General features: G+C 56.3%; 23 protein-coding genes. 11 read left to right on the top strand and 12 right to left on the bottom strand.

Annotated elements, in window-relative coordinates:
- The first annotated feature begins 5 nt into the window (after window positions 1-5).
- The 5 genes from ACMYSN_RS16885 (at window position 6) to ACMYSN_RS16865 (ending at window position 6,055) form a co-directional block, all read left to right on the top strand.
- Complete coding sequence (locus ACMYSN_RS16885) at window positions 6-3,113, top strand: multidrug efflux RND transporter permease subunit (RefSeq protein ID WP_462495562.1); 3,108 nt, start codon at window positions 6-8, stop codon at window positions 3,111-3,113.
- Window positions 3,114-3,119: 6 nt separating this feature from the next.
- The gene (locus ACMYSN_RS16880) at window positions 3,120-3,737 is read left to right on the top strand and encodes a TetR/AcrR family transcriptional regulator (RefSeq protein ID WP_462495561.1); all 618 of its coding nucleotides are present in this window, start codon (window positions 3,120-3,122) and stop codon (window positions 3,735-3,737) included.
- Between the two features lie 237 nt (window positions 3,738-3,974).
- Window positions 3,975-4,928, top strand: a complete 954-nt coding sequence (locus tag ACMYSN_RS16875; RefSeq protein WP_462498277.1) for a YheT family hydrolase — start codon at window positions 3,975-3,977, stop codon at window positions 4,926-4,928.
- Window positions 4,929-4,930: 2 nt separating this feature from the next.
- A complete protein-coding gene (locus ACMYSN_RS16870; protein WP_123757355.1) occupies window positions 4,931-5,149 on the top strand; it encodes a YheU family protein in 219 nt (72 codons plus the stop codon).
- A gap of 36 nt (window positions 5,150-5,185) precedes the next feature.
- Window positions 5,186-6,055 (top strand): phosphoribulokinase, encoded by an 870-nt coding sequence (locus ACMYSN_RS16865; protein ID WP_123757354.1) that lies wholly within the window; start codon window positions 5,186-5,188, stop codon window positions 6,053-6,055.
- A 68-nt stretch (window positions 6,056-6,123) separates the two neighbouring features.
- Here ACMYSN_RS16865 and ACMYSN_RS16860 read toward each other — a convergent pair whose 3' ends face one another.
- Entirely contained in the window at window positions 6,124-6,528 is a 405-nt protein-coding gene (locus tag ACMYSN_RS16860; protein ID WP_123757353.1) for an OsmC family protein, read from the bottom strand.
- Window positions 6,529-6,833: 305 nt separating this feature from the next.
- Here ACMYSN_RS16860 and crp point away from each other — a divergent pair, with 305 nt between their 5' ends.
- Together crp and ACMYSN_RS16850 are read left to right on the top strand one after the other, a co-directional pair.
- Window positions 6,834-7,466, top strand: coding sequence for a cAMP-activated global transcriptional regulator CRP (crp, locus tag ACMYSN_RS16855; protein ID WP_000242758.1), 633 nt, complete (start codon window positions 6,834-6,836; stop codon window positions 7,464-7,466).
- A gap of 52 nt (window positions 7,467-7,518) precedes the next feature.
- Window positions 7,519-9,597, top strand: coding sequence for a YccS/YhfK family putative transporter (locus ACMYSN_RS16850; RefSeq protein WP_123757352.1), 2,079 nt, complete (start codon window positions 7,519-7,521; stop codon window positions 9,595-9,597).
- On the opposite strand, the gene argD is transcribed toward ACMYSN_RS16850, so the two are convergent.
- From argD to ppiA, 3 genes are all read right to left on the bottom strand, one after another.
- On the bottom strand, window positions 9,587-10,807 hold the full coding sequence (gene argD, locus ACMYSN_RS16845) for a bifunctional acetylornithine/succinyldiaminopimelate transaminase (protein WP_123757351.1): 1,221 nt from the start codon (window positions 10,805-10,807) through the stop codon (window positions 9,587-9,589). The two genes, ACMYSN_RS16850 and argD, sit on opposite strands and share 11 nt — an antisense overlap.
- A 201-nt stretch (window positions 10,808-11,008) precedes the next feature.
- On the bottom strand, window positions 11,009-11,572 hold the full coding sequence (gene pabA / locus ACMYSN_RS16840) for an aminodeoxychorismate synthase component II (protein WP_462495560.1): 564 nt from the start codon (window positions 11,570-11,572) through the stop codon (window positions 11,009-11,011).
- Between the two features lie 162 nt (window positions 11,573-11,734).
- Window positions 11,735-12,304, bottom strand: a complete 570-nt coding sequence (gene ppiA, locus ACMYSN_RS16835; RefSeq protein ID WP_123757349.1) for a peptidylprolyl isomerase A — start codon at window positions 12,302-12,304, stop codon at window positions 11,735-11,737.
- A 276-nt stretch (window positions 12,305-12,580) separates the two neighbouring features.
- On the opposite strand from ppiA, the gene tsgA reads away from it, so the two are divergent.
- Complete coding sequence (gene tsgA / locus ACMYSN_RS16830; RefSeq protein WP_462495559.1) at window positions 12,581-13,765, top strand: MFS transporter; 1,185 nt, start codon at window positions 12,581-12,583, stop codon at window positions 13,763-13,765.
- Between the two features lie 4 nt (window positions 13,766-13,769).
- Here tsgA and ACMYSN_RS16825 read toward each other — a convergent pair whose 3' ends face one another.
- Window positions 13,770-15,092, bottom strand: a complete 1,323-nt coding sequence (locus ACMYSN_RS16825; protein WP_462495558.1) for a cytosine deaminase — start codon at window positions 15,090-15,092, stop codon at window positions 13,770-13,772.
- A 240-nt stretch (window positions 15,093-15,332) separates the two neighbouring features.
- Here ACMYSN_RS16825 and nirB point away from each other — a divergent pair, with 240 nt between their 5' ends.
- The 3 genes from nirB to cysG all read left to right on the top strand — a co-directional run bounded on the left by nirB (window position 15,333) and on the right by cysG (window position 19,726).
- Entirely contained in the window at window positions 15,333-17,876 is a 2,544-nt protein-coding gene (gene nirB / locus ACMYSN_RS16820) for a nitrite reductase large subunit (RefSeq protein WP_462495557.1), read from the top strand.
- Window positions 17,873-18,199, top strand: a complete 327-nt coding sequence (gene nirD, locus ACMYSN_RS16815; protein ID WP_434582734.1) for a nitrite reductase small subunit NirD — start codon at window positions 17,873-17,875, stop codon at window positions 18,197-18,199. The genes nirB and nirD overlap by 4 nt, the downstream gene beginning before the upstream one ends.
- A gap of 153 nt (window positions 18,200-18,352) precedes the next feature.
- Window positions 18,353-19,726, top strand: coding sequence for a siroheme synthase (gene cysG, locus ACMYSN_RS16810; RefSeq protein WP_462495556.1), 1,374 nt, complete (start codon window positions 18,353-18,355; stop codon window positions 19,724-19,726).
- A 69-nt stretch (window positions 19,727-19,795) separates the two neighbouring features.
- Here the strand turns inward: cysG and trpS are convergent, their stop codons facing one another.
- From trpS to aroK, 7 genes are all read right to left on the bottom strand, one after another.
- Complete coding sequence (gene trpS / locus ACMYSN_RS16805) at window positions 19,796-20,800, bottom strand: tryptophan--tRNA ligase (protein ID WP_123757343.1); 1,005 nt, start codon at window positions 20,798-20,800, stop codon at window positions 19,796-19,798.
- Window positions 20,793-21,554: a phosphoglycolate phosphatase gene (gene gph, locus ACMYSN_RS16800; RefSeq protein WP_123757342.1), complete on the bottom strand. Its 762-nt coding sequence runs from the start codon at window positions 21,552-21,554 to the stop codon at window positions 20,793-20,795. The genes trpS and gph overlap by 8 nt, the downstream gene beginning before the upstream one ends.
- Complete coding sequence (gene rpe / locus ACMYSN_RS16795; protein WP_154145004.1) at window positions 21,547-22,224, bottom strand: ribulose-phosphate 3-epimerase; 678 nt, start codon at window positions 22,222-22,224, stop codon at window positions 21,547-21,549. The genes gph and rpe overlap by 8 nt, the downstream gene beginning before the upstream one ends.
- A gap of 16 nt (window positions 22,225-22,240) precedes the next feature.
- Window positions 22,241-23,065 (bottom strand): adenine-specific DNA-methyltransferase, encoded by an 825-nt coding sequence (dam, locus tag ACMYSN_RS16790; RefSeq protein ID WP_123757340.1) that lies wholly within the window; start codon window positions 23,063-23,065, stop codon window positions 22,241-22,243.
- Between the two features lie 76 nt (window positions 23,066-23,141).
- Window positions 23,142-24,428 (bottom strand): cell division protein DamX, encoded by a 1,287-nt coding sequence (gene damX / locus ACMYSN_RS16785; protein WP_462495555.1) that lies wholly within the window; start codon window positions 24,426-24,428, stop codon window positions 23,142-23,144.
- 84 nt (window positions 24,429-24,512) lie between these two features.
- Complete coding sequence (gene aroB, locus ACMYSN_RS16780) at window positions 24,513-25,607, bottom strand: 3-dehydroquinate synthase (RefSeq protein ID WP_174510131.1); 1,095 nt, start codon at window positions 25,605-25,607, stop codon at window positions 24,513-24,515.
- Window positions 25,608-25,661: 54 nt separating this feature from the next.
- Window positions 25,662-26,183 (bottom strand): shikimate kinase AroK, encoded by a 522-nt coding sequence (aroK, locus tag ACMYSN_RS16775; protein ID WP_004868452.1) that lies wholly within the window; start codon window positions 26,181-26,183, stop codon window positions 25,662-25,664.
- Window positions 26,184-26,314: the final 131 nt, after the last annotated feature.

Raw genomic sequence — 26,314 nt, 5'->3', positions numbered from 1 at the left:
TGAATATGCTGGCACATTTTTTTGTTTCCCGACCCGTTTTTGCCGCCGTCATGGCAATTTGCATCATGGCGGCCGGTGCGCTCGCCCTGTTTACGCTACCCGTTGAACAATATCCCGATATTGCGCCGCCTGGCGTCACCGTGACGGCAAACTACCCTGGTGCCTCCGCTGAAACGATCGAAGAAAGCGTCACTCAGGTGCTGGAACAGCAAATTAAGGGCATCGATGGTTTGCTCTACTTCTCGTCCAGCAGCAGCTCTGCAGGACAGGCACGCATCAGCCTTAGCTTTGCCCAGAATATCGATCCGGATATGGCGCAGGTCCAGGTCCAGAACGCCGTCAACCAGGCATTAACCCGTTTACCACAGGAAGTGCAGCAGCAAGGGATCACGGTAACCAAATCGCAGGGAGACAGCCTGATGGTGGTCGCCCTGTACGATACAACCGGCCAGCTCACCAATATTGATATCAACGACTTCCTGGTCAGCACTTTGCAGGATCCGCTCAGCCGCGTCGATGGCGTCGGAGAAACCACGGTGTTCGGTGCCCAGTACGCCATGCGCATCTGGCTGAACCCGCACAAGCTCAACAGTTTCGGGCTGATGCCTTCTGACGTACGCGCCGCCATTGAGGCGCAAAACACACAGGTGACCAGTGGAGAAATCGGCACGCTGCCGACGCTGGAGGGGCAATACCTCAACGCGACCGTCACAATGCAGTCGCGGCTGGAAACACCGGAACAGTTTGAAAACATCACGATTCGGACCAACCACGATGGGTCCACGATCTATCTGCGCGACGTTGCTCGCGTCGAGGTCGGCGCCGAAAACTATCAGAACCTGACCACCCTGAATGGCTACCCGGCCGCCGGGATCTCCATCCAACTGGCCTCAGGGGCAAACGCGCTCAGTACCGCCGAAAATGTACGTGCTGAAGTCGAAAGATTAAGCCCTCAGTTCCCTGCCGGCATGGTGGCGGCCTACCCGCGCGACAGTACACCGTTCGTCACCGTCTCGATTGAAGGCGTGGTGCAAACCCTTATCGAAGCCATCATTCTGGTGGTGATCGTCATGTACTTGTTCCTGCAAAACTGGCGTGCGACGCTGATCCCGACGGTCACCGTCCCGGTCGTCCTGCTTGGCACCTTTGGCATCCTTAGCGTGCTCGGCTACAACATCAATACCCTGACGCTGTTCGCAATGGTTCTGGCGATAGGCCTGCTGGTCGATGATGCTATCGTGGTGGTCGAAAACGTCGAGCGGGTAATGGCTGAAGAGGGACTCGGCCCGGTAGAGGCGACGCTACGCTCGATGAATGAGGTTACCGGAGCGCTAATCGGCATCGCGATGGTGCTGTCGGCCGTCTTTGTTCCCATGGCCTTTTTTGGCGGCTCCGTTGGCATCATCTACCGGCAGTTTACCGCCACGATCGTGACCGCCATGAGCCTGTCCGCGCTGGTAGCGCTGACGCTGACCCCGACCTTGTGCGCGCATTTGCTCAAGCCCGGTCACGCAAAGCAAGGCCGCTTTTTCCGCTGGTTTAACCACGGCGTCGAAAAAAGCCAAAACCGCTATCTGGTTATTCTGCAGCGCATCGCCCGCCGGCCCTTACGCAACTGCCTGCTCACTCTCCTGCTGATCCTGTTGATGCTCTGGCAGTATCAACGCCTGCCCACCGGTTTCCTGCCGGAGGAGGATCAGGGGTCAGTCGCCATTCAGTTTACGCTGCCGTCCGGCTCGCCGATGTCGATGACCGAGCAGGCGGGAAAAGACATTTCAAACTATTTTATGACCAAAGAGAAAGACAACCTGAACGTCATTTTTATGGTCACCGGGCGTAATAACGCCGGCAGCGGGCAAAACGTCGGTATGGCGTTTGTCGAGTTAAAACGCTGGGACGAACGCCAGGGTACGGAAAACAGCGCCCAGTCGATTATTGCTCGCGCCAATCAGTACTTCAGGGCATCGACCAACGCGACGATTAGCGTTTCCGCCCCGCCGGCCGTTCGCGGGCTTGGGCAATCCAGCGGCTTTGAGCTGTGGCTGCAGGACCAGTCGGCGCAAGGGTATGACGCGCTACTGGCGGCACAAAAAAACCTGCTGTCGATGGCGACAGCCAACAGCAATCTCGATGCAGTGAGGCTCAACAGCCTTGATGAAAAATCCCAGCTGCACATTGAGGTGGATCGTCTAAAGGCCGAATCTCAGGGGCTGGCGCAGGCTGACATCAACGAGACCATCGCCGCCGCCTGGGGGGGCGCTTACGTTAACGATTTTGTCGACCGCGGACGTATCAAACGTGTTTACATGCAAGGCGATGCCCCGTGGCGCTCCAGCCCCGAAAGTCTCGCCGCCTGGTTTGTACGCGGCAGTGAAGACAACATGGCCTCTTTCAACAGCTTCGCGTCGATGCAATGGACCACCGGGCCGCAGATGCTGCAGCGATTTAACGGCCTGTCGGCGGTCCAGTTCCAGGGAAGCGCCGCCAGCGGTATCAGCTCCGGTAGCGCAATGAATGAGATGACCTCATTAGTACAGGGCCTGGATGGCTTCGGTCTGCAATGGAGCGGTTTGTCGTACCAGGAACAGGCCTCATCGGGGCAGACGCTGTGGGTTTACCTTGCCTCCGCGATCTTTATTTTCCTCTGTCTTGCCGCGCTCTATGAGAGCTGGTCAATTCCGTTGGCCGTCATGTTGATCATTCCACCGGGCATATTGGGGGCCGTAAGCGCATCGACGCTGGCCGGTTTTGATAACGATATTTACTTTCAGGTCGGGATGCTGACCACCATGGGGCTGTCGGCTAAAAATGCCATCTTGATCGTTGAGTTCGCCCAGACGAGGCTGGCGGCAGGCCAAAAGCTGGTGGAAGCCACCCTTGAAGGCGCGCGCCTGCGTTTACGGCCGATCATAATGACGTCGCTGGCATTTGTTGCTGGCGCCATCCCTCTGGTACTCTCTAGCGGAGCTGGTGCGTCGAGCCGCACGGAAATCGGAACCGCGGTGATCGGCGGAATGCTTTCCGGGACACTCCTGACGCTGCTCCTGGTCCCGCTTTTTTTCATCCTGATCCAGCAGGGGATCCACTCCCTAAAAGGAAAACACAAAGGATAGCAATTGATGGCTAACCAACGTGGGCGTCCGATGACCGCACGCCCCCGCATTTTACATACCGCATGCGAACTTTTTTTAAAGCACGGGCTGGACGTCTCCCTCGACGCCATCGCTGCTGAAGCAGGAAGCTCCCGCCCCACGCTCTATAACCACTTCCCGGGTGGTAAAGATGCGCTGCTGCTGGAGAGCTTTTCCTATTTAAACGGGAAAATGCAGCCGCCGCTGCGTCAGCTGCTGCAGGATAAGCAGCACGACCTGCCAGCGCTGCTGCTCGGTTTTGCCCGTGTCGTGCAGGCGCATTTTTACAGCGAGGAAAATATCCGTTTTCAGCGCCTGCTGATCCAGGTGCTGGTGCAAAAGCCCGAGCTGTACGCGGCACTCGAACAACGGCCGGCGGGCCGGGTGTTGACCGTGCTGGTTGAGATACTCAGCACGCAAAATGCGCGCGGCACCCTGACCATGACGGAACCCGAGATTCAGGCCAGATTGTTCCTTGGGTCGGTGATGGGTTACCCGTTACCGGCGGCGCTGATCTCGCAGCAGGCCCTTGATCCCGCCCTGCTGGAGCCGCTAGCTAAGTCCGCCGTCACCACTTTCCTCAGCGCCTGGCATTACCACTCCTGAGCCGCCAGACAGACGCCTGCCGGGTGCGATAATTTCCGGCAGCGCGTACTCCAGTCATCACCCGGCCGCAATTTCGTGTAACCTATAGAGCTGGCCGTAAGACCACATATTGGATAACCGGCGCACCTCGTGCGCGGTATAGTGTTGTATTAGTTTATTAATTGCTCTGGTGCTATGGTTGAAATCACCCCCACAGAAATGACGCCCCCTGAAGACGATTCGCGCGAGTTTCATCCGATGCGCGGCGTGGGTAATCGTCATCTGCAAACCATGCTTCCGCGTCTGATCCGTCGCAAACTGGGCTTCACACCCTTCTGGCAACGCCTCGAGCTTCCGGACGGTGATTTTGTCGATCTGGCATGGAGCGAAGACCCCTCCCTGGCACGGCACAAACCGCGGCTGGTCGTTTTTCATGGCCTGGAAGGCAGCCTGCACAGCCCCTACGCCCACGGTCTGATTCATGCTGCCATGCAGCGCGGCTGGCTTGGCGTGGTGATGCATTTTCGCGGCTGTAGCGGTGAACCCAATCGTAATAACCGGATCTATCATTCTGGCGAAACCGAAGACGGCAGCTGGTTTCTGCACTGGCTGCAACGTGAATTTGGTACGGTCCCGACCGCCGCCGTTGGCTATTCACTGGGGGGGAACATGCTGGGCTGCCTGCTGGCAAAAGAAGGCGATAACGCCCCGCTGGACGCCGCGGTGATCGTCTCAGCCCCCTTCATGCTGGAAGCCTGCAGCTATCATATGGATAAAGGCTTTTCCCGGGTCTATCAGCGCTATCTGCTTAACCTGTTAAAGGCCAATGCGGCCCGTAAGCTGAAGGCCTACCCGGGTTCGCTACCGGTCGATTTACGCCAGCTCAAAGGGATGCGCCGCATCCGCGAGTTTGACGATATGATCACCGCGAAAATCCACGGCTTCGCCGGTGCGCTAGACTACTATCGCCAGTGCAGCGCGATGCCGCGATTAAGTGATATCACCACGCCGACGCTGATCATTCACGCGAAGGACGATCCTTTCATGGATCACCACTCTATCCCGCCGCAGGAACAGCTGCCGGCAAATGTGGAATATCAGCTGACCGAGCAAGGCGGGCACGTCGGGTTCGTTGGCGGCACGCTGCGTAAGCCGGAAATGTGGCTGGAACGACGCATTCCGGACTGGTTAACCCGTTGGTTGGGAGCATAAATATGATTATTCCCTGGCACGATCTGGATCCCGAAACGCTGGATAACCTGATCGAAAGCTTTGTATTGCGTGAAGGCACCGATTATGGTGAACATGAACGCTCGCTGGTGGATAAAGTCGCCGACGTCAAACAACAGTTAAAAAGCGGAGAAGCCGTGCTGGTGTGGTCTGAACTACACGAAACGGTCAACATTATGCCCCGCAAGCAGTTCCACGGCTAAGGCGGCACCACACCATCGTTTAATCTGGGAGTTGTTATGTCTGCCAAACATCCGGTGATTGCCGTCACGGGTTCCAGCGGCGCGGGAACCACGACCACCAGCCTCGCCTTTCGTAAAATTTTCGCACAGCTGAATCTACGTTCTGCGGAAGTCGAAGGCGACAGCTTCCATCGCTACACCCGCCCGGAAATGGACATGGCGATCCGCAAAGCGCGCGATCAGGGCAAGCACATCAGTTACTTCGGTCCGGAAGCCAACGACTTCGGCCTGCTGGAAAATACCTTCCTTGAATACGGGCGCAACGGCAGCGGCCAGTCGCGAAAATACCTGCATACCTATGACGAAGCGGTCCCGTGGAATCAGGTTCCAGGTACCTTCACGCCGTGGCAACCGCTCCCGGAACCGACCGACGTCCTGTTTTATGAAGGGCTGCACGGCGGCGTGGTCACCCCGCAGTACAACGTCGCGCAAAATGTCGACCTGCTGGTCGGGGTGGTGCCGATTGTCAATCTGGAATGGATCCAGAAACTTATCCGGGATACCAGCGAGCGCGGCCATTCCCGTGAAGCGGTAATGGATTCCGTGGTGCGTTCGATGGAGGACTACATCAACTTCATCACCCCGCAGTTTTCCCGTACCCATATCAACTTCCAGCGAGTCCCCACCGTCGATACCTCGAACCCGTTTGCGGCGAAAGGCATCCCTTCACTGGATGAAAGTTTTGTGGTGATCCACTTCCGTAATCTGCAGGATATCGATTTCCCGTGGCTGCTCGCGATGCTGCAGGGATCGTTTATCTCGCATATCAATACGCTGGTGGTTCCGGGGGGCAAAATGGGTCTGGCGATGGAGCTGATCATGACGCCGCTGGTAGAGCGCCTGATGGAAGGCAGAAAGATCGACTAGCCATAAAAAACCCCGGACGTATAACGACTGGGGTTGTTCTCTGCTACCTGGCACTATCCGGCCGTCAGTTAGCCTTCAATGACTTCATAGGTGTGGGTGATGTTGACTGCTTTTTGCAGCATCAGCGCCACCGAGCAATATTTCTCTGCCGACAGATCCACCGCACGCGATACCGCCGCATCCTTCAGCTCTTTGCCAGTCACAATGAAATGCATGTTGATATGGGTAAACAGGCGCGGCGCCTCTTCCCGGCGTTCAGAAGTCAGCTTCACCTCACAGTTGGTCACGTCGTGACGCCCTTTCTGCAAAATAGACACAACATCAATCGCGCTGCATCCGCCCGCCGCCATCAACACCATTTCCATCGGGCTTGGCGCTTTATCTCCGGAGTTGCCGTCCATCAGAATCTGGTGACCTGATGCGGACTCTCCGATGAAGGTTAACCCTTCAACCCATTTCACACGAGCTTGCATAAAATTTAACTCCGAGGTTGCAATTTTCCTGACAGATTACGCGCACATAACAATTCTCGCAACGGAAGGCGACCTACATCATGCTGAAGCAAGACACCAGGAGACATGCGGCAAAAGCTATGCTAAAACAGTCGGGATGCTACAGTATTACATTAATGTATTGCATGTATGCAGAGGAGTTCACATTACAGGCTGAAGAAAAATCACCAGCCATTTCCCAGGCATAGGGAAACAATACGATTGCATGCCCGGATGCCGTGTAGTGTCGGCACCCGGAGATAGCTTATAACAGAGGATAACCGCGCATGGTGCTTGGCAAACCGCAAACAGACCCTACCCTCGAATGGTTCTTGTCTCATTGCCATATTCATAAGTACCCATCGAAAAGCACGCTGATCCACCAGGGTGAAAAAGCAGAAACGTTGTACTACATCGTCAAAGGCTCTGTGGCTGTGCTCATCAAGGATGAAGAAGGTAAAGAGATGATCCTCTCTTACCTCAACCAGGGCGATTTCATCGGTGAATTAGGCTTGTTTGAAGAAGGCCAGGAGCGTAGCGCCTGGGTACGTGCAAAAACCGCATGTGAAGTGGCCGAAATCTCTTACAAAAAATTCCGTCAGTTGATCCAGGTTAACCCGGATATTCTGATGCGCTTGTCGTCGCAGATGGCTCGTCGTCTGCAGGTCACCTCCGAAAAAGTGGGTAACCTTGCCTTCCTCGACGTCACCGGTCGTATCGCTCAGACGCTGCTGAATCTGGCTAAACAGCCGGATGCCATGACCCACCCTGATGGTATGCAAATTAAAATTACCCGCCAGGAAATTGGTCAGATCGTCGGTTGTTCTCGTGAAACCGTCGGCCGTATTCTGAAGATGCTGGAAGATCAGAATCTGATCTCCGCACACGGTAAAACTATCGTCGTTTACGGTACGCGTTAAGTCGTTAAAACGGCGTGTTGCCCCCGCAATACGCCGTTTTTGTCTCCCCCTGATGTGGCGCAGGCTGATTTACCACCCGGAAGTCAACTATGCACTGCGGCAAACGCTGGTGTTGTGTTTGCCTGTCGCGGTCGGTCTTCTCCTCGGTCATCTGCAACAGGGTCTGCTGTTCTCCTTAGTGCCTGCCTGCTGTAACGTCGCCGGTCTGGACACCCCGCACAAACGCTTTTTCAAACGCCTGATCGTGGGTGGCTCGCTGTTTGCTGGCTGTAGCCTGGTGGTCCAGCTACTGCTGCAACAGGAGATCCCGCTGCCCCTGATCCTTAGCGGCCTGGCGCTGCTGCTTGGCGTGACGGCAGAGATTAGCTCGCTCCATGCCAGACTCCTCCCGGCCTCGCTGATTGCGGCCATCTTTACCCTGAGCCTTGCCGGGAACATGCCCATCTGGGAGCCGCTGTTGATCTACGCGCTCGGCACCTTGTGGTACGGATTGTTTAGCTGGTTCTGGTTCTGGCTCTGGCGTGAACAGCCGCTACGTGAATCCCTGAGCCTGCTCTACAGGGAGCTGGCTAACTACTGCGAAGCGAAATACAGCCTGCTGACTCAGCATATCGACCCGGCGACATCGCTCCCGCCGCTGCTCACTCGCCAGCAAAAGGTGGTGGACCTGATCACCCAGTGCTATCAGCAGATGCATATGCTGGCGGCGAACCAGCGCAACGATCACAAGCGCCTGCTGCGGGCGTTTCAGGTGGCGCTGGATCTACAGGAACATATCTCCGTCAGCCTGCATCAGCCTGAGGAAGTCCAGAAGCTGGTGGAGCGTAGCCACGCGGAGGCGGTGATCCGCTGGAACGCGCAAACCGTTGCCGCCCGTTTGCGGGTGCTGGCCGACGACATTCTGTACCATCGCTATCCGCAACGCTTTCATATGGATAAGCAGATTGGCGCGCTGGAGAAAATTGCCTGGCAGCACCCCGACAACCCGGTCGGGCAATTCTGTGCCTGGCACTTTAGCCGCATCGCCCGCGTGCTGCGTACCCAGCGCCCGCTGTATGCCCGCAACCTGATGGCAGATAAAGAACGCCGCCTGCCGCTGTTGCCTGCGCTAAAGCACTATCTCTCATGGAAATCGCCGGCGCTGCGCAATGCAGCGCGTATCTGCGTGATGCTCACTGCCGCCAGCCTGATGGGCAGCGCCCTGCACCTTCCCAAGCCTTACTGGATCTTAATGACGGTGCTTTTCGTCACCCAAAACGGCTACGGCGCGACGCGAGTGCGCATCGTCCATCGGGCGGCCGGCACCCTCGCAGGCCTCGCCATTGCCGGGCTGACGCTGCACTTTCACGTTCCCGATGGCTATACTCTGACCGCGCTGCTGATCATTACGCTGCTGAGCTACCTGATTATTCGCAAGCACTACGGCTGGGCGATGGTCGGCTTTACCGTGACGGCGGTATATACCCTGCAGCTGCTGACACTTAACGGCGAGCAGTACATTGTCGCCAGGCTTATCGATACGCTTATCGGCTGCCTGATCGCCTTTGGCGGAATGGTCTGGCTGTGGCCACAGTGGCAGAGCGGGCTGCTACGTAAAAACGCCCACGACGCGCTGGAGGCCGATCAGGAGGCCCTCCGGCTGATCCTCAGCGACGATCACCAGGCTCCGGCGCTGGCCTATCGCCGCATGCGCGTCAATCAGGCACATAACTCGCTGTTTAACTCATTGAACCAGGCCATGCAGGAGCCAGGGTTTAACTCGCATTATCTGGAAGATATGAAGCTGTGGGTTACCCACAGCCAGTTTATTGTTGAGCACATCAACGCGATGACCACCCTGGCCCGCGAGCACAACATGCTGACGCCGGAGCTGGCCCGGCGCTATCTGGAATCCTGCGAGATTGCGCTTCAGCGCTGTCAGCAGCGGCTGGACACTGACGGTCCCGGCAGCGCTGACGACGTGAATATTATGGAGTCTCAGGACGTCGAAGTGAGTCGCGGCCCGCTAAGTACCATGGAGCAGCACCTGCAGCGGATCCTCGACCATCTGAACACCATGCACACCATCTCGTCGGTGGCATGGCGTCAGCGCCCACATCATGGCATCTGGCTGAGCGCGACTAAGCGCTAAGCACCTTCTGTACCGCCTGGGCAAAGCGCGCCATTCCTTCGGCAATATCCTGCTCATCGATCACCAGCGACGGCACAAAGCGCATGACGTCCGGCCCGGCATTGAGCACCATGACGCCTGCATCCGCCGCGGCATACAGGAAATCGCGCGCCCGGCCTTGATGCTGTGGTTTGAGCTCCGCACCAATCAGCAGCCCCATGCCGCGGATATCGCTAAACAGGTCAAAGCGAGCGTCAATCTCCTGCAGATGTTGCACAAACAGCGCCCGCTTCGCGTTCACCCCTTCCAGCACATCAGGCGTATTGATCAGGTCAAATGCCGCCCCGGCAACCGCGCAGGCCAGCGGGTTACCGCCGTAGGTTGAACCGTGGGAGCCGGCGTGGAAGGCGCTGGCGATTTCGTTAGTGGTCAGCACGGCGCTGATCGGGAAACCGCCGCCTAGCGCTTTGGCACTGGTGAGGATGTCCGGCGTCACACCATAATGCATGTACGCAAACAGCGAACCGGTACGCCCCATCCCGCACTGCACTTCATCAAACACCAGCAGCGCCTGATGCTCATCGCACAGTTCGCGCAGCCCTTTCAGGAACTCTGGCGTCGCCGCCATCACGCCACCTTCGCCCTGAATCGGCTCAACCACGATTGCGCAGGTGTGATCGTCCATCACCGCTTTAACCGCGTGCAGGTCGTTAAACGGCACGTGGATAATGTCGGCGGGTTTCGGGCCGAAACCATCAGAATACTTTGGCTGCCCGCCCACGGACACGGTAAACAGCGAGCGGCCGTGGAAGGCGTTATGGAAGGCGATGATTTTGGTCTTATACGGACTGTGGCGGGTAATGGTGTAGTGACGCGCCAGCTTGAAGGCCGTTTCGTTGGCTTCCGTACCGGAGTTCATAAATACCACGCGCTCGGCAAAGGTGGCGTCCACCAGCTTGCGACCAAGACGCAGCGCCGGTTCGTTGGTAAAGACATTGCTGGTGTGCCACAGGGTTTCACCCTGCTGCTGCAGCGCCGCCACCAGCGCCGGATGACAATGACCTAACGCCGTCACCGCAATCCCACCGGCAAAATCAATGTACTCTTTACCCTGCTGATCCCATACGCGGCTACCTTTACCCTTTACCGGGATGAATTCCGCAGGTGCATAAATCGGCAGAATAACTTCATCGAATGTGGCGCGGGTAATTACCGGTTGCTCAGTTGCCATGTCATGCCATCCTTCTTCGTTACGCAATCATTATTGTGATAATCTAATCACAAAATATGCATAAAAAATCAATCAATGGCAACTGTATAGCCAAAATAATTCGGGTTGTGAGGTGCAGCGACTAAGCGCTGGTCAGAAGGGTGAGCCTCACCATCAATGAGGCTCATACATCCAGGCAACTTGAAGGATGAAAGGTATAAATCATCGATTGAGGAAATTTGCCAGCAACTGATGCCCCTGCTCGCTGAGAATACTCTCCGGGTGGAACTGTACCCCTTCGAGATCCCACTCGCGATGGCGAATCCCCATAATTTCACCACTCTCGCTACGCGCCGTTACGTCAAAGCAGTCGGGAAGCGTTGCAGGATCAATCAGTAAAGAGTGATAGCGGGTGACCACCAGCGGATCATTCAGCCCCAGGAAAACCCCGGTGCCGTTATGGCGGATGGGGGAGGTTTTGCCGTGCATGACGGTGGCAGCGCGTACGATAGTGGCCCCAAAGGCCTGCGCAATCGCCTGATGACCCAGGCAAACCCCCAGCAGCGGAACCCGGCCGGCGTAATGTGCGATAACCGCCAGCGAGATGCCGGACTCATTCGGCGTGCAGGGTCCGGGAGAGATAACAATTTTCTCTGGCGCCAGCGCCGCAATCTCCTCAAGCGTCAACTCATCGTTGCGCCTGACCAGCACCTCTGCCCCCAGCTCGCAAAAATACTGGTACAGGTTCCAGGTGAAAGAATCATAGTTATCGATAAGCAGGATCATGGTGGCTCCGGAAAAAACAAAACCGGGCTATTCTACTCAGATTATGGTGCTGCGCTTATCACTTTGCGAAACATCCGTGCAGAAGGGTCGGAATCGCCCTTTCCGCTGATACAGTACGGGCGATAAGGCGCGGGCGATAATTACCCGCGCGGGAAGAAAAACTTATGGCAGGACTTTCGCGGAGAGGATGACGACCGGTTTAGACGGAACATTCTGGTACGGCCCGACGTTGTGGGTCTGCACCTGAGAAATCTTATCGGCCACGTCCATGCCTTTCACCACTTTACCGAAGACCGCGTAGCCAAAATCACGCTGTCCGTGGTCGAGAAAAGCATTGTCAGCGATATTAATGAAGAACTGGCTGGTCGCGCTGTCCTGGTCGGCAGTACGCGCCATCGCGATGGTGCCGCGGGTGTTGCGCAGGCCGTTATCGGCTTCGTTTTTAATCGGCGGATTCGGCTGCTTTTGCTGCATCTGTTCGTTAAAGCCACCGCCCTGCACCATGAAGCCCGGGATTACGCGGTGGAAGGTGGTGTTGTTGTAGAAACCGCTGTTCACGTATTTCAGGAAGTTATCCACGGAAATCGGTGCTTTCTGGCTATTTAACTCCAGCTCAATATTTCCCGCGGAGGTCGTCAGCAATACATGAGGATCGCCCTTCGCAGCCATAGCCGGAGAGAAAGCTGAAATGGCGACAACGGCAACCACCGCCGCCAGAGTTGATTTGAACATGGGAATTCCTTAACGGAGCAGAATAAAAAGCGAGTGCTTTGATTCTAAAGAGCCTTTGCATCCTGGGCCAGCGTTTTACCTAATTTTACGTAGCTGAAATAGTTGTTACGACACACGCATTAACCAGCAGAACATTCAAAACCGATCAACATCACACTAATCAATGCAAAAAAGAGTGCATTACATAATAAACGTTTGCTTACATCACGCGAATGAATAAAATCTGTTCGCCATCGCGCAGTCAATGCGTTTTACATTTCTATTCACAGGCCAGTCATGACTAACAGCAACCGTATCAAGCTCACATGGATCAGCTTCTTCTCCTACGCCCTTACCGGTGCGTTGGTGATCGTCACCGGAATGGTGATGGGAAATATCGCCGATTATTTCCACCTGCCGGTTTCCAGTATGAGTAACACTTTTACTTTTCTCAACGCCGGTATCCTGATCTCTATCTTCCTGAACGCCTGGCTGATGGAAATTGTCCCGCTGAAAACTCAGCTCCGTTTTGGCTTTATCCTGATGGTACTGGCCGTGGCCGGGCTAATATACAGCCACAGCCTGGCGCTGTTTTCCGCCTCGATGTTCGTCCTGGGCCTGGTCAGCGGGATTACCATGTCGATCGGTACTTTCCTGATCACCCACATGTATGAAGGCCGTCAGCGCGGCGCGCGCCTGCTGTTTACCGACTCCTTCTTCAGCATGGCGGGGATGATTTTCCCGATGGTCGCGGCCTTCCTGCTGGCCCGTAGCATCGAGTGGTACTGGGTATACGCCTGCATTGGTCTGGTCTACGTAGCGATCTTTGTTCTGACGTTCGGCTGTGAATTCCCGGTTCTCGGTAAAAAAGCGCAGCAGGACAACCAGCCAGTGGTCAAAGAAAAGTGGGGCATCGGCGTGCTGTTCCTCGCTATCGCGGCGCTGTGCTATATCCTCGGCCAGCTGGGCTTTATCTCCTGGGTGCCTGAATACGCGAAGACCCTGGGCATGAGCCTGGCCGACGGTGGTCAACTGGTGAGTGATTTCTGGATGTCTTACATGATTGGTATGTGGTCATTCAGCTTTATCCTGCGCTTCTTCGACCTTCAGCGGATCCTCACCGTTCTGGCGGGCCTGGCAACGGTGCTGATGTATCTGTTCATCAACGGTTCGCCGGAGCACATGCCGTGGTTTATCCTGACCCTGGGCTTCTTCTCCAGCGCGATTTACACCTCACTCATCACCCTGGGTTCACTGCAGACCAAAGTGGCATCGCCGAAGCTGGTGAACTTCGTTCTGACCTGCGGCACCATCGGCACCATGCTGACCTTCGTCGTGACCGGCCCGATTGTGGCAGCCAGCGGCCCACTGGCTGCGCTGCACACTGCTAACGGCCTCTACGCCGTGGTCTTTGTGATGTGCCTGATCCTCGGGTTCGTCTCCCGCCACCGCCAGCACAACATGGCAGCGGCGTCTCACTAAGCCTTTAAGCCGTCGGCCCCTTGGCATCCGCGAAGGGGCTGTTTCTGGTAAAGAACAACTCTTCTCCCCCTCTGTCAGTCTGGATCCAGGTCTGTGCCAGCTGCGTCGTGGCAATCACCCGCCCCTGACGAATCGACCAGCGGACCGGTACCTGACAACGCACCGCTTCAAAACCATTCTCCGCCGGCAGAATAATCAGGTTAGCCGGGTTCCCCGGGACAATGCCGTAATCCTGCAGGCCGAAGGTGCGGGCGCTGTTGTCGGTGATAAGCTTCAGCCCGTCGTTAATCTGCTGATAGCCCATCAGCTGACAGACATGTAACCCCATATGCAGCACCTGCAGCATGTTGGCGGTGCCGAGCGGATACCACGGGTCGAACACATCATCGTGCCCAAAGCAGACGTTAATGCCCGCCGCCATCAACTCCTTCACCCGGGTAATACCCCGGCGCTTCGGATAATCATCAAACCGTCCCTGGAGGTGAATGTTCACCAGCGGGTTAGCCACGAAGTTGATACCCGAGAGCTTCAGCAGGCGAAACAGCCGTGAGGTATAGGCGCCGTTGTAGGAGTGCATCGCGGTGGTATGGCTGGCGGTGACCCGCGGACCAATCCCCTCTTTCAGCGCCAGAGCGGCAACGGTTTCGACAAACCGCGACTGCTCATCATCGATTTCATCGCAGTGAATATCCAGCGGCCGCTGATACTGTTGCGCCAGACGGAACGCGATATGCAGCGATTCGACGCCATACTCGCGGGTAAACTCAAAGTGCGGAATGGCGCCCACCACATCGGCTCCGAGGCGCAGCGCCTCTTCCAGCAGGGCCTCTCCATTGGGGTAGGATAAAATCCCCTCCTGGGGGAAGGCGACGATCTGCAAATCTACCCACGGCGCTACCTCCTGCTTCACTTCCAGCATCGCTTTCAGAGCGGTCAGCGTCGGGTCAGAAACGTCAACGTGGGTACGAACAAACTGGATCCCGTTGGCAATTTGCCACTTCAGGGTTTTCCACGCCCGGGCTTTCACATCCTCGTGGCTCAGCAGCGCCTTACGCTCGGCCCAGCGCTCAATACCCTCAAACAGCGTCCCGGACTGGTTCCAGTTTGGCTCGCCGGCGGTTTGGGTGGTATCCAGGTGGATATGCGGTTCAATAAACGGCGGAATAGCCAGCCCTCCACGGGCGTTGAGCACTTCGTAACTTTCACTGCGCGCGTCACCCATCGGGGTGATATCGCCAAAACAGCCTTTATCTATCGCAATCTGCCATAACCCGTCGCGGTCCGGCAGACGTACGTTCTGAATTAACCAAAGCGGAACTGCTGTCATCGTGATGACTCCCGTTAATAATGCTGATTATTCACCCAGGCCATGCACATTTTCTCACCTCCAGTTTGTACACAAAAGCAACAGGAAGGAAAAGCCTGAGTTTTCCATAACTTATAAATATCCATTAAAATCATGATCATACCCATTAAGTGGTAGGCAGGGGCGATCTTGATTTGTATCAATAAGTGCACTGGCTGAATCGTTAAGGTAGGCGGTAATAGAAAAGAAATCGAGGCAAAAATGAGCAAAGTCAGAATCGCTATTATCGGTAACGGCATGGTCGGCCATCGCTTTATCGAAGAGCTTCTTGATAAGGCGCCTGCCGGACAATTCGACATTACCGTGTTCTGTGAAGAACCCCGTATCGCTTACGACCGTGTCCACCTGTCGTCTTACTTCTCCCACCACACTGCGGAAGAACTCTCGCTGGTTCGTGAAGGATTTTACGAAAAACATGGCGTGAAGGTGTTGATCGGCGAACGTGCGATCACGATTAACCGTCAGGAGAAAGTCATTCACTCCAGCGCCGGACGCACCGTCTTTTATGACAAGCTGGTCATGGCGACAGGGTCTTATCCGTGGATCCCACCGATCAAAGGCGCGGAAACTCAGGACTGCTTCGTCTACCGTACCATTGAAGACCTCAACGCGATCGAATCCTGCGCCCGCCGCAGCAAACGCGGTGCGGTCATCGGCGGCGGCCTGCTGGGCCTCGAAGCCGCTGGCGCCCTGAAGAACCTCGGCGTCGAGACGCACGTGATCGAGTTTGCTCCGATGCTGATGGCCGAGCAGCTGGATAACATGGGCGGCGAACAGCTCAAGCGTAAAATCGAAAGCATGGGCGTGAAGGTCCATACCAGCAAAAACACCAAAGAGATCCTCCAGCAGGGCAGCGAAGCGCGCAAGACCATGCAGTTTGCCGATGGTAGCGAACTACAGGTCGACTTTATCGTCTTCTCCACCGGTATTCGTCCACGCGACAAGCTGGCGACCCAGTGCGGTCTGGCGGTCGCCCAACGTGGCGGCATCGTCGTGAATGATACCTGCCAGACCTCAGACCCGGATATCTATGCGATCGGCGAATGCGCCAGCTGGGACAACCGCGTCTATGGCCTGGTAGCCCCGGGCTATAAGATGGCGCAGGTGACCGTCGATCATCTGCTCGGCAACAGCAACGCCTTTACCGGCGCCGATCTCAGCGCCAAACTGAAACTGCTTGGCGTCGACGTTGGCGGCATCGGTGACGCGCATGGCCGCACGCCGGGCGCCCGTAGCTATGTCTATCTCGATGAAAGCAAAGAAGTCTATAAACGTCTGATCGTCAGCGAAGACAATAAAACCCTGCTTGGTGCGGTGCTGGTTGGCGATACCAGCGACTATGGCAACCTGCTGCAGCTGGTACTGAACCGTATTGAGCTGCCGGAAAACCCGGACTCGTTGATCCTGCCGGCCCATGCGGGCAGCGGCAAACCGTCGATTGGCGTCGATAAACTGCCGGACAGCGCGCAAATCTGTTCCTGCTTCGATGTCACCAAAGGCATGCTGGTTTCCGCCATCAACAAAGGCTGCCATACCGTGGCGGCGCTGAAAGCTGAGACCAAAGCCGGTACCGGCTGCGGCGGCTGTATCCCACTGGTCACGCAGGTGCTGAACGCCGAGCTGGCGAAACAGGGTATCGAAGTTAATCATAACCTGTGCGAACACTTCGCCTACTCCCGTCAGGAGCTGTTCCACCTGATCCGCGTCGAAGGCATTAAAACCTTTGAAGAGCTGCTGGCGAAACACGGTAAAGGGTACGGCTGTGAAGTGTGTAAGCCGACGGTCGGTTCCCTGCTGGCCTCCTGCTGGAACGAGTACATCCTCAAGCCGCAGCATACGCCGCTGCAGGATACCAACGATAACTTCCTCGCCAACATCCAGAAGGACGGTACTTATTCAGTGATCCCGCGCTCCGCCGGCGGTGAAATCACCCCGGAAGGCCTGGTCGCCGTCGGGCGCATTGCACGCGAATATAACCTTTACACCAAAATTACCGGTTCACAGCGCATCGGCCTGTTCGGCGCGCAAAAAGACGACCTGCCGGAAATCTGGCGCCAGCTGATTGAGGCGGGCTTTGAAACCGGCCACGCGTATGCCAAAGCGCTGCGTATGGCGAAAACCTGCGTCGGCAGCACCTGGTGTCGCTACGGCGTCGGCGACAGCGTGGGCTTCGGCGTCGAGCTGGAAAACCGCTACAAGGGCATCCGCACGCCACACAAAATGAAGTTTGGTGTCTCCGGTTGTACCCGTGAATGTGCGGAAGCCCAGGGTAAAGACGTGGGGATTATCGCCACCGAAAAAGGCTGGAACCTGTATGTCTGCGGCAACGGCGGGATGAAACCGCGCCATGCCGATCTGCTGGCCGCCGACCTCGATCGTGAAACGCTGCTCAGCTATCTCGATCGTTTCATGATGTTCTACATCCGCACCGCCGATAAGCTGACCCGTACTGCACCATGGCTAGACAACATGGAAGGGGGGATCGACTACCTGCGCAGCGTGATCATCGACGACAAGCTGGGCCTGAACGAACACCTGGAAGAAGAGCTGGCGCGTCTGCGTGCCGCCTTCGCCTGCGAGTGGACCGAAACGGTCAACACCCCGGCGGCGCAAACCCGCTTCAAACACTTTATCAACAGCAACCAGCGTGACCCGAATGTGCAGGTCGTTGCGGAACGCGAGCAGCATCGCCCGGCCACGCCGTATGAGCGTATCCCGGTGACGCTGGTGGAGGAAAACGCATGAGCCAGTGGATAAACATCTGCAAGATTGACGATATCCTGCCCGCGACCGGCGTCTGCGCGCTGCTGGGCCAACAACAGGTCGCCCTGTTCCGGCCCTACCATGACGATCGGGTATTTGCGATCAGCAATATCGACCCGTTCTTCAACGCCAGCGTACTGTCACGCGGCATCATTGCCGAACACGAAGGCGAGCTGTGGGTTGCCAGTCCGCTGAAGAAGCAGCGCTTCCGCCTGCGCGACGGTCTGTGCATGGAAGATGAAAGCCATTCCATCGCCCACTTTGAGGCGCGAGTAAAAGACGGCAACGTGCAGTTGAAAGCATAACGCCCTGCGGTTCCCTCCGACCCGGAGGGAACCCTATTTTTTTCTTATGACCACTAAGCGGTAGACACCAGAAAAGTCGTGTATTCCGTCAACCCTCTGCTGTTATGCTACGACCGCTTACCCTCTCCCACTGCTTTTCTGCGAGGATGTTCCGTGGACCACTTACCTATTTTCTGTCAGCTGCGCGGTCGCGATTGTTTACTGGTCGGCGGCGGTGATGTTGCCGAACGCAAGGCGCGCCTGTTGCTGGATGCCGGCGCCAGGTTAACGGTCAACGCGCTGGCATTCTCGCCGCAGTTCCAGGCGTGGGCGGATTCGCAGATGCTGACGCTGGTGAAAGCGCCCTTTGACCCCGCGCTGCTTGACGCCTGCTGGCTGGCGATTGCCGCCACCGACGATGAAGATGTCAATCAACAGGTCAGCGACGCCGCAGAAGCCCGTCGGATATTCTGTAACGTGGTGGATGCACCGCAGCAGGCCAGCTTTATTATGCCGTCGATCATCGACCGTTCGCCGCTGATGGTCGCCGTCTCCTCTGGCGGTACCTCGCCGGTGCTGGCGCGACTGCTGCGGGAAAAGCTGGAATCCCTGTTACCACTCCATTTAGGCCAGCTCGCGCACTATGCGGGCCAGCTACGTTCGCGGGTGAAAAAACAGTTTGCGACGGTCGGCGAACGTCGCCGTTTCTGGGAAAAGCTGTTTATCAACGATCGCCTGGCGCAATCGCTGGCCAACCAGGACCGTCAGGCCGTGGCGGATACCACCGAGCAGTTGCTCACGGAGCCACTAGATCATCGTGGTGAAGTGGTGCTGGTGGGCGCCGGGCCGGGCGATGCCGGGCTGCTGACGCTGAAAGGGCTCCAGCAAATTCAGCAGGCCGACGTCGTGGTGTATGACCGCCTGGTCTCCGACGACATTATGAATCTGGTACGCCGCGACGCCGACCGGGTGTTCGTCGGCAAACGCGCGGGTTACCACTGCGTACCGCAGGAAGAGATTAACCAGATCCTGCTGCGCGAAGCCCAGAACGGGCGCCGCGTTGTGCGTCTGAAAGGTGGCGATCCCTTTATTTTCGGCCGCGGGGGTGAAGAGCTGGAAACCCTGTGCAACGCCGGGATCCCCTTCTCCGTGGTACCGGGGATCACCGCCGCTTCCGGCTGTTCCGCCTATTCCGGCATCCCGCTGACCCATCGCGATTACGCCCAGGGCGTGCGGCTTGTCACCGGGCACCTGAAAACTGACGGCGAGATGGACTGGGAAAATCTGGCAGCAGAGAAACAAACCCTGGTGTTTTATATGGGGCTGAGTCAGGCACCGGCCATCCGTGAAAAGCTCATTGTCCACGGTATGGCGGCAGAGATGCCGGTCGCCATTGTGGAAAATGGCACGGCGGTCAGCCAGAAGGTGGTCTCCGGGACGCTGGATCAGCTGGATCTTCTGGCACAGCAAATGGCCAGCCCGGCGTTGATTATCGTGGGTCGCGTCGTCAGCCTGCGAGACAAACTGAACTGGTTCTCACATCATTGATTCAGGCATAGCCTGAATAGCAAAAGGGCGGGATAACCCGCCCTTTTCTGTTTGCCGAACGCTGACCGATTACGGCTTAGCGACAAAACCAATAGCGTCGTACACCGCTTTCAGGGTCTCAGACGCGCGAGCGCTGGCTTTGTCGGCCCCGTCTCTCATCACCTGGTTCAGGAACGCTTCGTCGTTACGGAAGCGGTTATAACGCTCCTGCAGCTCCAGCAGCATGCCGGACACGGCATCGGCCACTTCACCTTTCAGGTGACCATACATTTTGCCTTCAAAATGCTGTTCCAGCTCGGCGATGCTCTGCCCGGTTACCCCAGAGAGGATATCCAGCAGGTTGGACACGCCGGCTTTATTCTGCTGGTCGTAGCGCACAACAGGCGGTTCGTCACCGTCGGTCATTGCACGTTTGATCTTCTTGACGACCGATTTCGGGTCTTCCAGCAGGCCGATCACGTTATTGCGGTTGTCGTCCGACTTGGACATTTTCTTGGTCGGCTCAAGCAGGGACATCACGCGAGCACCAGATTTCGGAATAAACGGTTCAGGCACTTTGAACACGTCGCCGTAGATGGCGTTGAAGCGCTGGGCAATATCGCGGCTCAGCTCCAGGTGTTGCTTCTGGTCTTCACCGACCGGCACCTGGTTGGTCTGATACAGCAGAATGTCCGCCGCCATCAGCACCGGATAGTCGAACAGGCCGGCGTTAATGTTTTCTGAATAGCGCGCCGATTTATCTTTGAACTGGGTCATACGGCTCAGTTCGCCGAAATAGGTGTAGCAGTTCAGCGCCCAGCCCAGCTGTGCGTGCTCCGGCACGTGTGACTGAACGAAGATGGTGCTTTTCTCAGGATCGATCCCGCAGGCCAGGTAAAGCGCCAGCGTATCCAGCGTCGCTTTACGCAGTTTCTCCGGATCCTGACGCGCGGTGATAGCATGCAAATCCACGATGCAGTAGATGCAGTGATAATCATCCTGCATGCTCACCCACTGACGCAGCGCACCCATGTAGTTGCCAATGGTCAATTCACCTGAGGGCTGTGCGCCACTAAAAACGATGGGCTTAGTCATTTTTCAATTCCTGAGTTTCACTGTTCGGTAGCCCGAAAGCGGGCAAGAGTTCATTAAATTGGTCGAAGATGTAGTCCGGTTCGCTGAGAGCAATCGACTCACCGTAGTTATAGCCGTAGGTCAGTCCGATAGAACAGCAGCCCGCCGCTTTTGCCGCCTGAATGTCATTGCGTGAATCCCCGACAAACAACAGCTCAGCTGGCGCCAGCGCCAGTTTCTGCGCTACCAGCAGCAGCGGATCCGGATGCGGTTTTTTATTCTTCACATCATCGCCGCCAATAACGACGCTAAAGTATTTCGCGATGTCCAGCGCGTCCAGGATTGGCGCGACAAACGGCGTAGGCTTGTTGGTCACCAGCGCCAGCGGTAAACCTTTCGCGTGCAGGGCACCGAGGGTATCGGCAACCGCCGGGAACAGGAAACTGCCCTCTTCAGCGGCTTCGGCGTAGTAGCGGTCAAACAGCTTACGCAACACCATCAACTGCTCTGCCTGCGGGATATCGTCATGATCGACAGACGGTTTACCCATCGCGGCACGCTGGGTGGCACGTTCCTGACGCGCCCAGTTGAGGGCCCGCTCCATCAGAACATCCGCGCCGTTGCCAATCCAGGTCACGACGCGTGGTTCACCGGCGACCGGTAACTCCAGCGCGTAAAGTGCGCTATCAACCGCGGCAGTCAACCCCGGCGCGCTGTCCACCAGCGTCCCGTCCAGGTCGAAGGCAATACCGCGAATGGCGTGTAATTTATCCATGACTAACCTTTGCTAATTCACTGCGCATTTGATCAATAACCTGCTGGTAGTCCGGCTGATCGAAAATCGCCGAGCCGGCAACAAACATATCGGCACCCGCCGCTGCAATATCCGCGATATTGCTGACCTTGACGCCGCCGTCGACTTCCAGGCGAATGTCATAGCCCGAGGCATCAATACGCTGACGAACTTCGCGCAGTTTATCCAGCGTCTGTGGAATGAAAGACTGGCCGCCGAAACCTGGGTTGACGGACATCAGCAGGATAACGTCCAGCTTGTCCATCACGTAATCGAGGTAGCTCAGCGAAGTGGCCGGGTTAAACACCAGACCGGCTTTGCAGCCATGTTCTTTGATTAACTGCAGGGTACGATCGACGTGTTCAGAGGCTTCCGGATGGAAGGTGATGATGCTGGCGCCCGCCGCGGCGAAATCAGGAATGATGCGGTCAACCGGCTTCACCATCAGATGCACGTCGATCGGTGCGGTGATGCCATAGTTTCGCAGTGCTTTCAGCACCATAGGGCCGATGGTCAGATTCGGCACGTAGTGGTTGTCCATCACGTCAAAGTGCACAACATCGGCACCTGCTGCCAACGCTTTGGCGGTATCTTCACCCAGACGGGCAAAATCAGCCGACAGAATCGAAGGGGCAATCAAATACTGCTTCATCCGCATCTCCTTGAAATTATTTAGTCTTGGGCGGACGGTAAAGAGCAAGAAGCTCGTCCACCTTCTTTCGTGTACCACCGTTGCTGCTGATGCTGCGTCGCACTTTGACGACATGCAGCTTAGCCTGACGATACCATTCGCGCGTCAGCGCCGTATCGTGGTTGGAAATCAGAACCGGAACCCGCTGTTCGAGCAGATTCTCTGCCAGCTGCGCCAGGTGCGCCTGCTGCTCGGCATTAAAGCTGCTGGTGTGGTATGCCGTAAAATTGGCGGTCGACGACAAAGGGGCGTACGGCGGATCGCAATAGACCACCGAAGACCCGTCCGCGCGTGCCATGCTGTCGGCATACGACTCGCAGTAGAAGTACGCATTCTGCGCCTTCTGGGCAAAATGATACAGCTCGGCTTCCGGGAAATAGGGTTTCTTATAACGGCCGAACGGGACGTTAAATTCACCGCGCAGGTTGTAACGACACAGGCCATTGTAACCGTGGCGGTTGAGGTACAGGAACAACACCGCACGGCGGAATGGGTCCTGGCTCAGGTTGAATTCAGTCCGGAAGCGGTAGTACTGCTCTGCGGCGTTATTTTCCGGCGTAAACATGTCACGCGCTGCGGCCACGTACTCATCAGTCTGCAATTTGACGATGTTGTAGAGACCGATCAGATCGCTGTTGATGTCCGCGAGGATATAACGAGAAAAGTCGGTATTAAGAAATACCGACCCGGCGCCCACAAAGGGCTCAATCAGACAATCGCCTTGCGGCAAATGCTTTTTAATATCGTCAAGCAGGGGGTATTTCCCCCCTGCCCATTTCAGAAAAGCGCGATTCTTTTTCATGCTGCCTAACTAATTACACATTCTCCGGCTGTGGAGAAAGCTCCGACAGCACCCTGCGCTTAAGACTTCACCGCGCTTATTTCAGGTCAGCTTGTACCTGATGAAGCGGTTTCGCCCACGGGTTTTTCGCCTGCACGTCCGCTGGCAGAGTGGTTACAGCACGCTTCGCTTCGTCTTTCGAGGCGTAGATGCCGCTGACCAGTACATACCAGGGTTGACCGTTGCGGGTGGTCTCATAGACAACATATTTTTCCAGCTTCTCTTTCTTCGCCCAGCTATTCAGGTTGTTGTAGTTGGAGGAGGAGCTAAGTTGCAGAGTGTAGTTGCCAGACGGTGCCGCTTTCATGGAACTGACATCACCCGCAGTTTTACCACCGCCTGCTGCTGCCGCCGCCGTTGTGGCTGCTGCAGTGGCCGCTGGCGCGGTCGCCGTGGCTGCCGGAGCAGGTTTAGTCTGTGCTGTCGCAACAGGCTTGCTCGGCTGGGTAGCAGGCGCTTTCACCGGGGCGGTTGCCGCAGTACTTTCTACACGCTTAGGCTGTACTGGCTTCGCTTCGACCGGCGCTTTCGCAACTGGCTTCGGCTCAATAACCGTATGCTTACGCTCTGCCGGACGCTGGGTGGCGGCAGTCTGACGTTCGGTTGTCGCCTGACGCGGCGCGGTGCCATTGCGTACCGGAGCAACGGTGGCAGGTTCGGTCGGCAGTGTGGAGTTAGCCACAGCGCTGTCAATCTGGCCCGGTTGCTGAGTCAGTGCATTGTTCAGATCGCCCTGAACTTCAACACGCTGCTGCCCTTGCGGCTCAGTGGTCGTCTGGCCTTGAGTCGGGTTAGCGGCGATTGGCGGCAGCGAGACGTCCTGCTGCTGAGTGGTACCCGCAGTCTGACCCTGAGAAGCAGACGGCTCCTGAGAGGCTGGCTGAGCATTCCCAGACTGATCGTCTGACAGGTTGATGCTCTTTTCACCCGATGCGGTTTGTTCGCTGGAAGAGGACGGCGACTTCAGTGCAGAACCGATGCCAACAATCAGCAGCAGCAGCACGAGGATCCCCACCCCCATCATAATATACTGGCGAGACGCTGGCTTTGAGGGCGCTTTCTTACGCTTACGCGGACGGCGCTCTACCTGCTGCTCTTCCTGCTCTTCGTCTTCTTCAGACTCTACGTCCTCTCCATACTCTTCTTCATCGCGCTCACGGCGTGCTTTACTGGCACGTGTTGGACGGCTGTCATCCGCATCAAGATCGACATCATCAAAATTGATCTGCGGATCGCTATCGCGCTCGGAAGATTGACGGGAACGACCAGTACGACGATCGCTGCGATCGGCTTTCAGATCGTCTTCTGGTTTTAATTCATCCATTTAACACCCCACTAAAAGGCTTATGCTCACGACTTTTGCATGTCACCTGAAATGATAACGCCGCGCAAGCGCGGCTAGACCTTCTTATTGTTGCGCTAGCTGAGTATCAGCAATCGCGCCAAGAACAACATCATGCGGCACTCCGCCGCGTACTTCGCTTTTCCCTATAGCGAGCGGAAGTACCAGCCGCATCTCACCGGCCAGCACTTTTTTATCACGCATCATGTGGGGCAGATACGCTTGCGCAGACATCTCCTGCGGTCCACGTACCGGCAAGCCCGCACGCTGCAACAGCGTAATGATACGCTGAGTGTCCTGTTTGCTGAACTGCCCTAATCGTTCGGACGTATGCGCGGCCATCACCATACCGGCAGCGACGGCTTCGCCGTGGAGCCAGTTACCGTAGCCCATTTCGGCCTCAATAGCATGACCAAAAGTATGTCCAAGATTGAGTAAAGCACGTAACCCGGTTTCGCGCTCGTCAGCAGCGACAACTTCGGCTTTCAGCTCACAACAACGACGAATGCAATACGCCATTGCTTTCTCGTCAAGGGCCATCAGCGCATCGATATTGTCTTCAAGCCAGCTGAAGAATTCAGGGTCAAGGATAATGCCATATTTGATGACTTCGGCCAGTCCGGATGAGAGCTCGCGGGCCGGCAACGTCTTGAGACAGTTGAGATCGACGACCACGGAAACCGGCTGCCAGAAGGCACCAATCATGTTTTTTCCGAGAGGATGATTGACGGCCGTTTTACCACCGACCGAGGAGTCCACCTGCGACAGCAGAGTGGTTGGAACCTGGATAAAGCGCACGCCGCGCTGATAACTGGCCGCAGCAAAGCCGGTTAAATCACCGACTACACCACCACCAAGCGCCACCAGCGTCGTATCACGGCCATGCGGTTTTTGCAGCAGGGCAGTAAAGACGGTATCCATCACTGCCAGGCTTTTGTACTGCTCGCCGTCAGGGAGAATGACACTGTCAACCTTAACACCCGCCTGCTCCATCACGGAGCGAACGTTATCCAAATAAAGCGGCGCCAGAGTCTCATTGGTGACCAGCATTACCTGATCGCCTGATTTCAGTGGCTGGAAGGAAGCTGGATCGTTAAACAAACCAGCCGCGATGGTAATCGGGTAACTACGTTCCCCGAGAGTTACAGTAAGCCTCTCCATAACGCGACGTCCACCTCAGTTGCTTTTACTCTGACGCTCTTTATTAAGCCAGAATCAATTGCTTTCCAGCATATGAATAATCTGGTTTGCCACGACTTTTGCGCTTTGATCGTCGGTACGGATAGTGACGTCAGCAATCTCTTCATACAGTGGGTTGCGTTCGTCGGCCAACGCTTCAAGAACTTCGCGAGGCGGCGCTTCAACTTGTAAGAGAGGGCGCTTTTTATCACGCTGCGTACGGGCAAGCTGTTTTTCGATCGTTGTTTCCAGGTACACCACCACGCCGCGGGCGGAGAGACGGTTACGCGTTTCACGGGATTTCACAGAGCCGCCGCCAGTCGCCAGCACAATTCCCTGCTTTTCCGTCAACTCATTGATGATCTTTTCTTCACGGTCGCGGAAGCCGTCTTCACCTTCGACATCGAAAACCCAGCCTACATCTGCGCCAGTGCGTTTCTCAATCTCTTGATCAGAATCGTAAAATTCCATATTGAGCTGTTGGGCTAACTGGCGCCCAATAGTGCTTTTGCCGGCACCCATAGGCCCAACCAGAAAGATATTGCGTTTCTCTGCCATTTTTTCGGTACTACTAAGACTATTCGTTAATGGTAAACCCGCTTCGCAACTACCCGGCGCAGCAGGACATGAACTGAAACCTCATATGCAATAGAGCGAGAGTCAGACTGAAAATTATCTCAATACTCAGG

Source organism: Klebsiella sp. R445, from assembly GCF_051131755.1.
Taxonomy (GTDB): domain Bacteria; phylum Pseudomonadota; class Gammaproteobacteria; order Enterobacterales; family Enterobacteriaceae; genus Klebsiella; species Klebsiella lignicola.
Note: the sequence above shows the minus strand (reverse complement) of the source record. Positions and strands in the feature narration are given on the sequence as shown.